This window comes from Aeromonas sp. ASNIH4, assembly GCF_002934425.1.
In the GTDB taxonomy this organism is placed as follows: Bacteria; Pseudomonadota; Gammaproteobacteria; order Enterobacterales; family Aeromonadaceae; genus Aeromonas; species Aeromonas hydrophila.
Window position 1 is genome coordinate 2181955 of the sequence record NZ_CP026217.1, and the last position, 14724, is coordinate 2196678.

The following is a 14724-nucleotide window of genomic DNA, read 5'->3' on the forward strand; positions in this document are numbered from 1 at the left end:
CCTTTATATGCCATCAAACTAATTTTTCCATCCAATCAATTACTTCTCTTACCCACTAAGATCATCCCCACCCATCAACAGGCATTCAAAACAGAGGGAGGTGGCAGATTGGGCATCTTTTGCGGTTAATACCCCTGCATAGGGTGCCGCGAGAGTCATGGAGCTGCTCGGCTAAGGTTGATGCCTGCCATCTCATGGCACATGACTGCCTAAATTAGCAGATGGGATTACTTGTGTTGGCGGCTGGCTGTGGAAGAAGGGGTCTTTGCCTGCATTGGTCGGCAGTACGTCTGGATTGCCGAGAGGATGGAATATCGAATGACCAACCGATACCGGTTGATAGAAGCATACGCACTTCAAGCCGACTTCAAGATGGGTGGCTGACTTGGCCATGCAGTTCATGCGCTCTACACAGCACGATATTTGTATCTAGTGTCGTCTCTTATCCAGTCTGCCTAAACCAGGAACCATGAAGTCGCGGCACTAGGAAGACAAAATATTGAGCCGCAGCGAGCCAATGGCTGTGGTTATTCAATATGATGGGAGAGACTTGGTACTAAGTACCAGAGGGCAGGTTGTGACGCAGTAAAGGGACGGGTAACCGAGACGAGCTGACGGTGCTATGCCGCACGCACATAAAAAAAAGAGCCACACAATGTGTGGCTCTTTTTGTCAGACTAGCGAGTCATCAAGGACGACCGGCCGGGCTGGTTGCAACGTTGACGGCAGCGGTGCTGCCGCCATGGCGACCTGAGCTTGCCACTTCACTGCGCACCAGCGGCGCATGATCAACCGGCTCGCGTACCGGCAGGGCAGGGGCCGCAGCCGGTGTGGCCATCGGCGCAGAGGCCTTGCGGGCACCGGCCAGCAGGCCACCACCACGTTTGACTTGCTTGGCCACAGGGGCTGCTACGGCAGCGGCTACCGGGGCCTCGTCAGCGATGACAGGCTCCGCGACCGGAGCTGGCTGTTCAACTACCAGAGGGGCAACCTCGGCTACAACCACTACCGGAGCCGCTTCTTCAACTGCTGGAACAACAGGTGCAGCTTCAACCACGGCAGTTTCGATGGCCTGAGCCTCGACAGCAACGGCTTCCGCAATGACCGGGGCAGCAACTTCTGCAACCACTGGCTCGTTGACAACCGCTACCTGGGCTTCTTCAGCAACTACCGCTTCGGTTACCACTGGCTCTGCGGCCACGACTTCAGCCTGCTCGTGAGCCTCTGCCACAACGGCTTCAGGCACGACATGCTCGGTCAGCGCAGCAGAGGCCTGCAGGGCGGCGGCAACCGCTTCAGCACTGGGGATGGTGATGACAGGAACTGCCGGCTCTTCCACTTTCACCTGAGCGGCATCTGCCTGGGCAGCTGCAGTCAGGGTAGGGGCAGTGCCTTCGGCAGACTGCTCTTCATCTTCACGCTGGCTGCGGGCATCTTCATTGATGCGCTTGCGACGCTGGCCTTCGATACGCTGATTGCGCGGCGTACGGCGGGAACGACGCTGGCCTTCGGCCTGCTCATCGTGCAGCTCTACTGCGTCGGAGGCTTCTTCGGCAACAACCGGAGCATCGGCAGGCAGGGCGGCAACGTCGCTGGCCGGGGCATCGACCCGAATCTGCTTGCGCAGTTGACGGCGTTCGCGGCGCTCAGCCACTTTCTGCTCTTTTTCCAGACGCGGCTCGTCGTTGACCATGATGGTATCGACGGTTTCTACCGCTTCAACGACCACTTCGGCGCGAGGTTCACGCGGAGCACGGGGTTCACGAGCAGGGCGCGGGGCGCGGGGTTCGCGTTCCTGACGCGGCTCACGAGCCTCGCGAGGTTCACGTTCCATGCGCTGTTCACGCACTTCGCCACGGGCTTCACGCTCCTGGCGCGGCTCACGCTCTTTACGGGGTCGACGGTTGCGGTTTTCACCACCTTCACGATTGGCACCCGCTTCCCGCTTCTCTGCGGTATCGGCAGGGCTGCGGTTACCACGGTTGTCATCACGACGACCACGCTGACCACGGCTGCGGGTTTCATCGCGTTGATGACGATGACCTTCATCCTTGCGTGCTTCGCGCTGGGCTGCCGGTTTGTCGGCAGGGGCCTTCACGTCGGCAGGGGCGGTGTCGGAACCGAACAAGCCGGAGATGGCCTTGAACAGTTTACCAAACAGGCCGGCTTCGGGCGCGGCCGGGGCAGCAGGCACCACGACCGGGGCCGGCGCGGCGGGGGCCGGCTGGGGCGCTTGGACAAAACCTTGCAGCAGCGGTTGTTCGCGCTCGATCACCTGAGCCTGCTTCGGTTGGTAGACCGGCTTGGCAATCTCGGTTTTCAGCTCGTAGCTGGCCGCTTCCGGGATCTCGTTCTGACGGATGCGGGTCACTTCGTAGTGCGGGGTTTCCAGATGCTGGTTCGGAATGATGTAGACACGCACATCATTGCGCTGTTCCAGGCTGGCGATGGAAGCACGCTTCTCATTGAGCAGATAGGCAGCAACATCGACCGGCACCTGACCGTGAACCTGCTCGGTGTTGTCCTTCATGGCCTCTTCTTCGATGAGACGCAGGATGGACAGCGCCAGTGATTCGTTGTCACGGATCACACCCTGGCCCTGGCAACGAGGGCAGATATGGCTGCTGGACTCGTTGAGGGAGGGACGCAGACGCTGGCGAGACATCTCCAGCAGACCGAAACGGGAGATCCGGCCCAGCTGGATGCGGGCACGGTCCTGATGCACCGCTTCACGCAGACGGTTTTCCACTTCGCGCTGATGACGAACCGGGGTCATGTCAATGAAGTCGATGACGATCAGGCCACCCAGGTCGCGCAGACGCAATTGACGGGCAATTTCGTCGGCCGCTTCCAGGTTGGTTTGCAGCGCCGTCTCTTCGATATCGCCGCCCTTGGTGGCGCGGGAGGAGTTGATATCGATGGAGGTCAACGCTTCGGTCGGATCGATGACGATGCTGCCGCCGGAGGGCAGACGCACTTCACGCTGGAAGGCCGACTCGATCTGGCTCTCGATCTGGAAGTGGTTGAACAGGGCAACTTCACCCTTGTACAGCTTCACGCGATTGAGGAAATCGGGACGAACCAGCTCGATATGCGCCTTGGCACGCTCGAAGATGACCGGGTTGTCGATCAGGATCTCGCCGACATCGCGACGCAGGTAGTCACGGATGGCACGCACGATGACGTTGCTTTCCTGATGGATCAGCACCGGCGCGGAGCGGCTCTGTGACGCCTTGTGGATGGAATCCCAGTGGTTGAGCAGAACGTTCAGATCCCATTCCAGCTCTTCCGGAGATTTACCCACACCGGCGGTACGCACGATGAGACCCATGCCGTCCGGTACGGTCAGGCCGCTCAGGGCTTCTTTCAGTTCAGTCCGCTCATCACCTTCGATACGGCGGGAGATGCCGCCGGCGCGAGGATTGTTCGGCATCAGTACCAGGTAGCTGCCGGCCAGACTGATAAAGGTGGTGAGGGCTGCACCCTTGGTGCCACGCTCTTCCTTGTCGATCTGGACGATCACTTCCTGGCCTTCGCGGACCACTTCTTTGATGTTGGGACGACCCTGATAGGAGTAACCGGAGGGGAAGTAATTGCGGGCGATTTCCTTTAACGGCAGGAAACCGTGGCGCTCGGCGCCATAGTCGACAAAAGCAGCTTCAAGACTGGGTTCTACGCGGGTGATTTTGCCCTTGTAAATGTTCGCTTTTTTCTGCTCGTGTCCCGGACTTTCAATATCCAGATCGTAGAGCTGTTGTCCGTCAACCAGCGCTACGCGCAACTCTTCTTCCTGAGTCGCGTTGATTAGCATTCTTTTCATTGAGTTCTCGTTATTTTGTCATTTTGATTTCCTCCACAGGATCCTGCCGGCGCCGGCCTCGGGTCTTCAGCATACTGGGGCAACCTCCCGGTTGGGGTATGCATGAGGCGCAAACTAAGGGCACTCTGGTCCAGCCTTCTCGAGAAGGCATGAAAAAGATACCGGTGTGGAGACAAATTAGCGGTTCTGTTTGCGTTCTCCATGCGCTGTACCTCGCACCCGGGAACCGTCATGTTCTTGTATACACGGTGTTTCGGGATTGGGTGGCATAAATTTTGACCACTTAGTACAAGGCTTGAACACAATGACAAAACCTTGTTTATTATCCCATTTAAACCACTTTTATAGCAAGGCGCCATTTTTCAACAAAGCATGCAGCCAAGGGCCGCCGGCGGTGTTAAAATCCGCGCCATGACACAGATACATCAACAAGTGCAGCTGCTCACCATCGAAGCTGAGCATGAAGGGCAGCGCATCGACAATTTTCTCAAGACTCAGCTAAAGGGCGTCCCCAAGAGCCTGATCTATCGCATCCTTCGCAAAGGGGAAGTGCGCGTCAACAAAAAGCGCATCAAACCGGAATACAAACTCTGCACCGGTGACGAGGTACGGGTCCCCCCCGTGCGGGTTGCCGAAAAGAACGAACTGCCCTCGGCCAATCTCGGCAGCATCCAGCGTCTGGAGAGCCAGATCCTGTTTGAGGATGACGCCATGATAGTGCTGAACAAACCGTCCGGCATGGCGGTACACGGCGGCAGCGGCCTGAGCTTTGGCGTGATTGAAGGGCTGCGTGCCCTGCGCCCGGAAGCCCGTTTCCTCGAACTGGTGCATCGGCTCGATCGCGACACTTCCGGCGTACTGCTGGTTGCCAAGAAGCGCAGCGCCTTGCGCAGCCTGCATGAACAGCTGCGGGTCAAGACCATGCGCAAGCAGTACCTGGCGCTGGTGCGTGGCCAGTGGCAGCCTCACGTCAAGGTGGTCAATGCGCCGCTGCGCAAGAATGACCTGCAATCCGGCGAGCGGGTAGTGCGGGTCAGCAGCGATGGCAAGCCCTCTGAGACGCGTTTCCGGATTGCCCGTCAGTTTGCCGAGGCCACCCTGGTGGAGTGCAGCCCGATCACCGGTCGTACCCACCAGATCCGGGTGCATACCCAGCATGCGGGTCACCCCATCGCCTGTGATGACAAGTATGGAGAAGCCGCATTTGACGATAAAATGCGCAGTCAGGGGCTGAAACGACTGTTTTTGCATGCCTGGAAGCTGAGCTTCATCCATCCGGCCGATGGTCGCGAGATGCAGGTGGAAGCCCCGCTGGCCCCCGAACTCGACGACTTCCTGAACAAGTTGGCCCGCTGATGCAAACCATCCGGCTCGCCATCTTCGACTGGGACGGTACCCTGATGGACTCGGTGGGCCGGATTGTTGCCTGTGTGGCGCACGCGGCTCGCGATTGCGGTGAGCCCGTGCCCACCGCCGTCGAGACGCACCAGATCATCGGTCTCAGTCTGGAGGTCGGTATCCCCCGGCTGTTTTCCCTGGAGCAGGGCAGTGAGCGAGCCAACGCCCTGATCGCCCGCTATCGCCACCATTACGTGCATGACAGCACACCCAGTCCGTTGTTTGCCGGGGCGAGGGAGCTGTTGCAGCATTGGCATGCACAAGGGGTGGCCCTGGCGGTCGCTACCGGCAAGTCACGGCGTGGATTGGACAGGGTACTGGATGAAACCGGGTTGCGGCCGCTCTTTGCCGCCACGCGCGGGGCGGACGAGGCCAACTCCAAGCCCGATCCCCTGATGCTGACGCAAATTCTGGATGAGCTGGGCATTGCCCCGCACCAGGCGGTGATGATCGGCGATTCTATCCACGACATGGCGATGGCCGAAGCGCTGGCCATGCCGCGGATCGGAGTGAGCTGGGGCGTGCACGACCGTGCACGCTTGCGGGCCCACCATCCGCTGGCGGTGGTCGATACCATGGCGGAGCTACAGCGGTTGTTGGATTAGCCTTGCGATATGACTGATGAGTAAACGAAAAACGGGAGCCTTGGCTCCCGTTTTTCATGGCCGGCATGCCGCTCCCATCAGGGTAGGGCGATACCGTGGCAGGCCAGCAGCTCGATCAGGCCGATGAGCGGCAGGCCGATCAGCGCATTGGGATCGCGCCCTTCCAAGGCCTTGAACAGCACGATCCCCATGCCTTCACACTTGAAGCTACCGGCACAGTCGAGGGGCTGTTCAGCTTCTACATAGCGGCGGATGGCCGCCTCATCCAGCTGGCGAAAATGAACGGTAAAGGGTTCTATCAGCTGCTCGGCGCGGCCAGACGCGGCGTCCAGCACGCACAGGCCGGTATAAAAGGTGACGCTGCGCCCCTGGGCCGCCATCAGCTGGGCCACCGCTCGCTCGACCGTTCCCGGCTTGCCCAGGATCCGGCCATCACAGACGCACACCTGATCCGAGCCGATGATCAGCCCCTGATCATGCTGGTCGGCGATGGCACGTGCCTTGGCATGGGCAAGGCGAGCCACCAGCGTTTGTGCATCCTCAACGGGCTGCACGGATTCATCAACATTCGGCGCGGCGCACTCAAAGGGGAGGCCCAGCTTTTCCAGCAGGGCTTTGCGGTAACGGGAGGTGGAAGCGAGGATCAGGGGACGCGACATGGCAATCAGGTATCCAGGTTCAGAAACGGGCAGGCGTGGATGGTATCGCCACCGTGCGGCGAGGGCAAATATCGCCGCCATTCTCTCCAGCATGTCGAGATTGGAAAACACCGCTATCGGCTTATTCATCCGGCCTGACGCTATAGTGCCCCGTCGATGCTACCCATTCGCTGAGGAGTCACCATGGGCCGTTACATGCTCTGCTGTTTTTTGATGATCACGCTCTACCCGGTGGGGATCGATCTCTATCTGGTGGCGTTGCCCAACATAGGTGCCAGCCTTCAGGCCAGCGAGGCTCAGCTGCACACCGCGTTTTCCCTCTATCTGCTCGGCATGGCCGCGACCGTCCCGCTGGCCGGCCTGTTGGCGGATCGTCACGGCCGCAGGCCGGTGATCCTGAGTGGGGCCGGCTTGTTTATACTGGCGTCGCTACTGGCCGGCAGCGCCGACGACACTGCGCAGTTTCTGCTGGCACGGGTGTGCCAGGGGGCAGGGGCCGGCGCGCTCTACATCATGACCTTTACCGTGCTGCGAGACGTGTTGCCACCGGCCCGGCTGGCGGCCGTGCTGTCGGCCATCAATGGGGTCATCTGCGTGATCCCCGTGCTGGCACCGCTGCTCGGCTATCTCATCCTGACCGGCTTCCCATGGCCTGCCATCTTTCAGGCCATGGCGCTGCTTGGCGGCGTGGTGCTGCTGATCAACCTGCTGGGGCTGAAAGAGAGTCTGCCGCTGCACCCTGAGCCACCCTCGAGTACGTCAGCAGCCCGCTTTGCCTTCTTGCGAGTGCCGCAGTTTCTCTGGATGTGTGCGTTGAGCAGTGCCGGCATGACCTGCATTCTGACCTATGTCAGCACTTCCCCCATGATCCTGATGACCCAGAGGGGGCTGGCAAGCGCAGAGTATGCCCGCATCATGATGATCATGGCGATGATCAGCATGATCACCTCCTTCTTCGCCCCCTTGTTGCTGCGTCGGCTCCACAAGCACAGCCTGCTCGAGCTGGCCCACGGTGGGTTGGGGTTGGCACTGCTGCTGATCCTGGCCTCTCATCTTGAGAGCTCCTGGGGCCTGTGGCTGTTGCTGGCGGGCTTTGTCTTCACCTGCATCGGTTTTTCCGCGAGCTTCGGCATCGCCATGGGCGAGGCGCTGGCCAGTTGCCGTCATCAGATAGCGCTCGCCAGCGCCACCCTCTGTCTTGCCCAGATAACCGTGAGCGCCGGCTATATCTGGCTGATGGGGTGGCTTGGCTTTGCCCCCAGCACGCTGCTTGCCTGTGCCCTGCTCGGCGCCGTGTTACTCTATCTGCTCTTTCGCGCCCTGGGGCCGGCCTTTGACAGCGCCGCCCACGGCGCCCCGGTCATGGAGAATCCCTGAGCATGCGTCCCTTGATCGACCTCGATCTCAATTTGTTGGTGGTATTTCGGCTGTTGCTGCAAGAGCGCAGTGTCACCAAGGCTGCCAAGAAACTCAATGTCACGGCACCCACCGTCAGCAAGGCGCTGGCGCGGCTGCGCGACTGGTTCGACGACCCGCTGTTCCTTCGCACTCAGCGGGGGCTGGAGCCCACCAATCTGTCGCTCACCTTGGAAGAAGAGCTCAAGGAGTGGTTCCAGCTATCGGGCAACATCGCCTCTCTCTGCGGCAATGCTATCCCGGCGGGGGCCGCGTTCAGGCTGGTACTGGAGTCGCCCTTTTACATCAGCTTTCTCAATGATCTGCCCATGGCGATTTATGAAACCTATCGCAAATCGACCATCCGGATCATGAACTGGGACCATCACTCCCTCAACGACATCATCAATGGCGATGCCGATCTCGGCTTCTGCGCGAGGGAAACCCACCCCAGCTCGCTGGCCAGGGTCAACCGACTGCCCTATTACATCGATCACGAGGTGTTGTTCGAAGACAGGCCCATGGTGTTTTTGCGCAAGGATCATCCGCTGCTGGCCCGCACCTGGAATCTCGACAACTTTCTCGCCTATCCCCATGTCAGCGTGGTGTGGGAGGCGAGCGATGCCTGGGCGCTCGACAGCCTGCTGGATGATGAGGGGCTCAGCCGGCAGGTGCCGATCCGGGTCTCCAGCTTCGAGCAGGCGCTGCACATCGCAGCCCAGTCAGACCACGAACTGATCGCGGTGGTGCCCTCCTATTGCGCCAGCTATGCCCGCCAGCACCACGACAATCTGATCTCCTTGCCGCTGCCGCTGGATGAAGCCCTTTATCGGCAACTCGACATCGCCTTCATCCTGCTCTGGCACAAGCGCAACAACCACAACACCAAGGTGCTGTGGCTGCGCGACGAGATCAAACGGCTCTACCACCAGCATATCGGGACCGCTGGAGCGGGTTAACCCTGGCCTCTACCTCGCAGGGCCAGAAAAACGGCTATAAGCATAGGAATGGGCAAGGCGGGGTCATGGATGATGAGAGTCGGGATATGGCTGTTATGGTTGCTCTGTATGCCGGCCTGGGCACAGGGCTGGCACCTGCAGGCGGGGGAGGAGGGCATACTGCTCTGGAGCCGGGCTCATCCTCCCGGCGCTTTTCTGGCTTTGCGCTTGGAGATGAACGTGGCCGCTCCGCCCTCGGCGCTGCTGGCCGTACTGCGTGATACCGCCCGCCATCAGGAGTGGCTGCCTCAGAGCCTGGAGGTAAGGGTACTGGCCAAACCGGCGCCCGATGAAGATCTGGTCTATACCCGGCTCTCTGCGCCCTGGCCAGTGCAGGAGCGGGAGCTTATCACCCACTCCCGCCTGCAACGTCAACCCAATTGTGGCCTGGTGCTGACGGTATGGGCCGCCCCTGATGCTCTGCCGCCTTACCCCGGTCGGGTGCGGATCCGCGCCAGTGAAGGACGCTGGGAGGCGGTGCCGCAACTCAACGGCACCACCCTGATACGCCTCGAAACTTATACCAACCCGGGTGACAACCTGCCTGGCTGGCTCATCAACCCCATCGCCGCCCAGGCCGCGCTGGACAGTTTTCGGGCCATCCGCCGTCTGATGGAGGCCATCCCGCCCGAACCTTGCGCTTGTCCCCATATGCGGCAGGGGCGTCAGGTAGGGTGCAACAGCCATCCATGAGCCCCGTTGGGGCAGGGGCGTGGTTGAGCCACCTGCGCTGTGAAATGCTGCTGTCAAGGAGTGAGCCGGATCCCCACCGTCAGCGCAAATGCGGCCAGGATCCGGTGTCGGATCCGTTGGTTTATGGCATAATCAGCCACCGGTGAGCGCAAGTTCCGCCATGTGCGGGGGTTGTGAGGTTAAAATCATCGGCGGTAAGGACTTTTTCCTTTGACTATCAGTTGTTGGACCTATAATATTCGCGCCCTATGCAAAAGGTGAAGTTGCCCGTAAAGGTTGATCCAGTCCGTAGTGCCTCGAAGCTGCTCGATTATGTCGGGATAGTGGAAAAGTCGCAGATGCCCAGGCTGGAGGAATCAACCGCAGGCTTGCAGAGTGATATCGATGTATCGCTGCACTTTGGCAAAGATGTCCAGAAGTTGACCGTTATGAAAGGCACTGCCCATGCCAAGGTTGACCTGGTTTGCCAGCGTTGTGGAGAAACATTCGAGCATCTCTGTGAAGCTGAATTTATCTACACTCCGCTGTTCGAGAGAACAAACGAGGAAGAACTGCCGGAAGCTTATGAGCCCATTGAGTTGGACGAAAACGGCGAGATGGATCTTCATCAAATCCTGGAGGATGAACTCATCCTCTCGTTACCGCAGGTGGCCATGCATCCCATGGATGCTTGCCCGCGCGGTAACATGGAGATGACCTGGGGTGAAATCGAACCTGCTGATGAGCGGCCGAATCCCTTTGCAGTTCTTGAAGAGCTTAAACGTAAGTGAATTTAGGAGTTAGCCTACAATGGCCGTACAACAGAACCGTAAAACCCGTGCCAAGCGTGGCATGCGTCGTTCCCACGATGCGCTGACCACCGCTGCCCTGACTGTTGATCAGACCAGTGGCGAAATCCATCGTCGTCACCACGTGACTGCCGATGGTTTCTACCGCGGTAAAAAGGTAATCGCTTAAGGATTGCCTTTGTCTACGCAAACTGTCGCGCTAGACATCATGGGGGGAGATATTGGCCCCTCGGAAACAGTGCCTGCCGCCGTGCAGGCACTGTCTCTTTTACCCCAGTTAAAACTGATCCTGGTTGGTGACCAACACCAGACCACCCCTCTTTTGCAGCAACATGGCTTGCTGAATCATCCCCGCGTTCGTTTCGTGCATGCATCCCAGGTGGTTGGCATGGGCGACAAACCGATCGTGGCGCTACGCACCCTGAAAGACTCCTCCATGCGGGTCGTCCTCAATCTGGTGAAGGCCGGCGAGGCCGATGCCTGCGTCAGCGCCGGCAATACCGGTGCGCTGATGGCCATGGCCAAGTGCGTGCTCAAATCCCTGCCCGGGGTCGACCGACCAGCCCTCATCAAGGCGCTGCCCACCCTTTCCGGCAAACGTACCGTGATGCTGGATCTTGGCGCCAACGTCAGCTGCGATGCCGATACCCTACTGCAATTTGCGGTGATGGGCGCCGTGGTGGCTGAAAAGGTGGAGGGCATTGCTACTCCCAGGGTGGCTCTGCTCAACGTGGGGGAGGAGGAGATCAAGGGCAACGATCTGGTGCGCCACAGTGCCGAGTTGTTGCGCCAGTGCCAGGCGCTCAACTTCGTCGGTTTTGTCGAAGGGGACCGGATCTTCAGCGGTGAGTGCGACGTGATCGTCTGCGACGGTTTTGTCGGCAACGTGGCCCTCAAGACGGCGGAAGGGGTTGTGCGGATGATGGCCCAACTGGCCGGATATCCCCGCAAAAAACGCAGTTTTCTTGGTCGTATCGCCGGATTTATGTTCAAACGGCGTTTTTCTTACCTGAACCCCGACCAGTATAACGGTGCAAGTCTGTTAGGATTGCGCGGCATTGTGGTAAAAAGCCACGGGCGGGCCGAACGGCGCGCCCTGTGTAACGCGATCCTGCTGGCCGCGCAAGAGGCCAAGCATCAACTTCCATTGCAAATAGCAGATCGCCTTGAATCTGTCTTTTCCGACAGGGATCTATAAGAACTCTATGCATAGCAAAATTTTGGGTACTGGCAGTTATCTGCCGAACTCGGTACGTACCAATGCCGATCTCGAACAGATGGTGGAAACCAGCGACGAGTGGATTGTGGAGCGTACCGGGATCCGTGAACGTCGCATTGCCGGTGCCGATGAAACCGTCGCCACCCTGTCTCACCAGGCCGCTCTGCGCGCCCTGGACGCTGCGGGCCTGACCGCCGCCGATCTCGACATGATAGTGCTGGCCACCACCAGTGCCGAGAACGCCTTCCCGGCCGCCGCCTGTGAATTGCAGGGCCTGCTCGGGGTGCAAGGGATCCCGGCTTTTGACGTGGCCGCCGCCTGCGCCGGCTTCACCTACGCGCTCTCCATCGCCGATCAGTTCGTCAAATCCGGTGCCGCCCGCCACGTACTGGTGGTCGGGGCCGATGTGCTGTCGCGCATGTGCGATCCGGAAGATCGCGGCACCATCATCCTCTTTGGTGACGGGGCAGGGGCCGTGGTGATCGGCGCCAGCGACACGCCGGGCATTCTCTCCACCCATCTGCATGCGGATGGCCGTTACGGCGATCTGCTCAAGCTGCCGCAGCCGCGCCGCGGTATGCCGGGGGCCGAACTTGAAGCCTACATGTACATGAAGGGCAACGATGTGTTCAAGGTGGCGGTCACCCGTTTGAGCGAGATCGTCACCGAGACCCTGGCCGCCGCTGGCATCGCACCGAGCGAGCTGGACTGGCTGGTGCCTCATCAGGCCAACTTCCGCATCATCAGCGCCACCGCCAAGAAGCTTGGCATGGGGCTGGACAAGGTGGTGCTGACCCTCGACAAGCACGGCAACACCTCTGCCGCCTCCGTGCCCATCGCCTTCGATGAAGGGGTGCGTGACGGCCGGATCAAACCGGGCCAGCTGGTATTGCTGGAGGCCTTCGGCGGTGGTTTTGCCTGGGGCTCAGCGCTGGTTCGCCTCTGATCGTCGTCGGGATGAGCAGTTTGGCTCATCCTGCCGCTCTCATTTTTGTCTTATCTAAAGGAATCAATGATGACCCAATTTGCCATTGCCTTCCCGGGACAGGGCTCCCAAACCGTCGGCATGCTGGCCGAGCTGGCCGAACAACATGCCGTGATCAAGGAGACCTTCGCCGAAGCGAGCCAGGTGCTGGGTTATGACCTGTTTGCCCTGGTGATGGATGGTCCGGCCGACGATCTGAACAAGACCTGGCGTACCCAGCCTGCTTTGCTGACAGCCTCTGTCGCGCTGTGGCGCCTGTGGCAACAGCAGGGTGGGGCAACTCCCGCCGTGATGGCTGGCCACAGCCTGGGTGAGTACTCCGCCCTGGTGTGCAGCGGTGCACTGGCCTTTGCCGATGCGGTCAAACTGGTCGAGCTGCGTGGTCTGGCCATGCAGGAAGCCGTGCCGGAAGGCACCGGTGCCATGGCCGCCATCATCGGGCTGGATAATGACGCCATCGCCGCCAACTGCGAAAAAGCGGCACAAGGACAGGTGGTCTCCCCGGTCAACTTCAACTCTCCGGGCCAGGTGGTCATCGCCGGCCACAAAGAGGCCGTCGAGCGTGCCAACGTGCTGATGAAAGAGTCCGGCGCCAAGCGTGCACTGCCGCTGCCGGTCTCCGTGCCTTCTCACTGCGCCCTGATGAAACCTGCCGCCGAAAAATTGGCAGCTGCGCTGGACGGGATCGAGATCAAGGTTCCTGCCATCGCTGTCATCAATAATGTCGACGTATCCTGTGAACAGGATCCGGCCGCCATCAAACAGGCTCTGGTGCGTCAGCTGTTCAGTCCGGTTCGTTGGACCGAGACTGTCGAGCGGATGGCCAATGAGGGGGTTACCCTCGAGATCGAGATGGGACCGGGCAAGGTATTGACCGGGCTCGCCAAGCGCATCGACAAGCGCGTGGAAGGTATTCATGCCAACGACGCCGCCTCTTTCGAGCAGGCGCTGGCCCAGATCAAGTAAACAGGAGCAAGTAATGAGCTTTACCGATAAGGTTGTGTTGGTGACCGGTGCCAGTCGTGGCATCGGCCGTGCAATTGCCGAAACTTTTGCGGCCCGTGGCGCCAAGGTAGTCGGCACGGCAACCAGCGAGAGCGGCGCCGAGGCGATCAGCGCCTATCTGGGTGAACAGGGTTGCGGCATGGCGCTGAACGTGACCAGCCAGGAATCCATCGAAGCCGTCTTCGCCGCCATCAAGGCGCGTTTTGGTGACATCGACATCCTGATCAACAACGCTGGTATCACCCGTGACAACCTGTTGATGCGGATGAAGGATGATGAGTGGAACGAGATCATCGACACCAACCTCACTTCCCTGTATCGACTGAGCAAACCGGTGCTGCGCGCCATGATGAAGAAGCGCAATGGCCGCATCATCAGCATCGGCTCCGTGGTGGGAACCATGGGCAATGCCGGTCAGGTCAACTATGCTGCCGCCAAGGCGGGGCTGGTTGGTTTTACCAAGTCGCTGGCTCGTGAAGTGGCCTCCCGCGGTATTACCGTGAACGCGGTTGCCCCCGGTTTCATCGAGACCGATATGACCAAGGCGCTCAATGAAGAGCAGCGTGCCAGCATCATGAGCCAGGTGCCTGCCGCTCGTCTGGGCGATCCAAAAGAAATTGCCGCTGCTGTGGTATTCTTGGCATCGGATGATGCCGCCTACATCACTGGCGAAACCCTGCATGTTAATGGCGGGATGTACATGGTGTAATCAATTTGTCGTGAGATCTGTTCAAATTTGCGATAGTACGCCGAAGTTTGGCGAATTTCGTGGTTTGACCAGCGGCAAGCCACTTGCAAACTCACGTCAATTGAATAAACTACCCCAACCAGACGCAATAGCGTATTTTTAAAGGAAAATTCAGGTCATGAGCAACATCGAAGAACGCGTAAAGAAAATCATCATCGAACAACTGGGTGTTAAAGAAGAAGACGTTAAGAACGCTGCCTCCTTCGTCGACGACCTGGGCGCTGACTCTTTGGATACAGTTGAACTGGTAATGGCGCTGGAAGAAGAATTCGATACCGAAATTCCTGATGAAGAAGCCGAGAAGATCACCACTGTTCAAGCGGCTATCGACTACATCACCGCTAATCAGGAATAAGTTCCTGTTCTGAAAGAAGCGGCCCAAGGGCCGCTTCTTTTATGTTTACCCCTTTT

Annotated in this window: 14 protein-coding genes; 12 read left to right on the forward strand and 2 right to left on the reverse strand. The window is 59.4% G+C overall.

Annotation, left to right across the window (positions count from 1 at the left end; all coding sequences use genetic code 11):
* Window positions 1-688: 688 nt before the first annotated feature.
* On the reverse strand, window positions 689-3820 hold the full coding sequence (gene rne / locus C2U40_RS10020) for a ribonuclease E (RefSeq protein WP_103829145.1): 3132 nt from the start codon (window positions 3818-3820) through the stop codon (window positions 689-691).
* Window positions 3821-4231: 411 nt separating this feature from the next.
* Between rne and rluC the strand changes: the two genes are divergently transcribed.
* Window positions 4232-5176: a 23S rRNA pseudouridine(955/2504/2580) synthase RluC gene (gene rluC, locus C2U40_RS10025; RefSeq protein WP_201356046.1), complete on the forward strand. Its 945-nt coding sequence runs from the start codon at window positions 4232-4234 to the stop codon at window positions 5174-5176.
* Window positions 5176-5823 carry an HAD family hydrolase gene (locus C2U40_RS10030; protein ID WP_103829143.1) on the forward strand — a complete coding sequence of 216 codons (648 nt, stop codon included), beginning with the start codon at window positions 5176-5178 and terminating at the stop codon, window positions 5821-5823. Before rluC ends, C2U40_RS10030 begins: the two co-directional genes overlap by 1 nt.
* Before the next feature lie 77 nt (window positions 5824-5900).
* Here C2U40_RS10030 and C2U40_RS10035 read toward each other — a convergent pair whose 3' ends face one another.
* Window positions 5901-6482, reverse strand: coding sequence for a Maf family protein (locus C2U40_RS10035; RefSeq protein ID WP_181014960.1), 582 nt, complete (start codon window positions 6480-6482; stop codon window positions 5901-5903).
* 183 nt (window positions 6483-6665) lie between these two features.
* On the opposite strand from C2U40_RS10035, the gene C2U40_RS10040 reads away from it, so the two are divergent.
* The 10 genes from C2U40_RS10040 to acpP all read left to right on the forward strand — a co-directional run bounded on the left by C2U40_RS10040 (window position 6666) and on the right by acpP (window position 14668).
* Window positions 6666-7859 (forward strand): MdtL family multidrug efflux MFS transporter, encoded by a 1194-nt coding sequence (locus C2U40_RS10040; protein ID WP_103829141.1) that lies wholly within the window; start codon window positions 6666-6668, stop codon window positions 7857-7859.
* Window positions 7860-7861: 2 nt separating this feature from the next.
* A complete protein-coding gene (gene yidZ / locus C2U40_RS10045) occupies window positions 7862-8836 on the forward strand; it encodes an HTH-type transcriptional regulator YidZ (protein WP_103829140.1) in 975 nt (324 codons plus the stop codon).
* A 69-nt stretch (window positions 8837-8905) separates the two neighbouring features.
* Window positions 8906-9568: an START domain-containing protein gene (locus tag C2U40_RS10050; RefSeq protein ID WP_103829139.1), complete on the forward strand. Its 663-nt coding sequence runs from the start codon at window positions 8906-8908 to the stop codon at window positions 9566-9568.
* A 248-nt stretch (window positions 9569-9816) separates the two neighbouring features.
* On the forward strand, window positions 9817-10338 hold the full coding sequence (gene yceD, locus C2U40_RS10055; protein ID WP_011706102.1) for a 23S rRNA accumulation protein YceD: 522 nt from the start codon (window positions 9817-9819) through the stop codon (window positions 10336-10338).
* A 19-nt stretch (window positions 10339-10357) separates the two neighbouring features.
* The gene (rpmF, locus tag C2U40_RS10060; protein WP_005300935.1) at window positions 10358-10525 is read left to right on the forward strand and encodes a 50S ribosomal protein L32; all 168 of its coding nucleotides are present in this window, start codon (window positions 10358-10360) and stop codon (window positions 10523-10525) included.
* 9 nt (window positions 10526-10534) lie between these two features.
* Window positions 10535-11554: a phosphate acyltransferase PlsX gene (gene plsX / locus C2U40_RS10065; RefSeq protein ID WP_029303012.1), complete on the forward strand. Its 1020-nt coding sequence runs from the start codon at window positions 10535-10537 to the stop codon at window positions 11552-11554.
* Window positions 11555-11561: 7 nt separating this feature from the next.
* Window positions 11562-12521: a beta-ketoacyl-ACP synthase III gene (locus C2U40_RS10070; RefSeq protein ID WP_016350719.1), complete on the forward strand. Its 960-nt coding sequence runs from the start codon at window positions 11562-11564 to the stop codon at window positions 12519-12521.
* Window positions 12522-12590: 69 nt separating this feature from the next.
* Window positions 12591-13526, forward strand: coding sequence for an ACP S-malonyltransferase (gene fabD / locus C2U40_RS10075; RefSeq protein ID WP_016350718.1), 936 nt, complete (start codon window positions 12591-12593; stop codon window positions 13524-13526).
* Window positions 13527-13539: 13 nt separating this feature from the next.
* Window positions 13540-14274 (forward strand): 3-oxoacyl-ACP reductase FabG, encoded by a 735-nt coding sequence (fabG, locus tag C2U40_RS10080; RefSeq protein ID WP_103829138.1) that lies wholly within the window; start codon window positions 13540-13542, stop codon window positions 14272-14274.
* A 157-nt stretch (window positions 14275-14431) separates the two neighbouring features.
* Window positions 14432-14668, forward strand: coding sequence for an acyl carrier protein (gene acpP / locus C2U40_RS10085; RefSeq protein ID WP_005300909.1), 237 nt, complete (start codon window positions 14432-14434; stop codon window positions 14666-14668).
* Window positions 14669-14724: the final 56 nt, after the last annotated feature.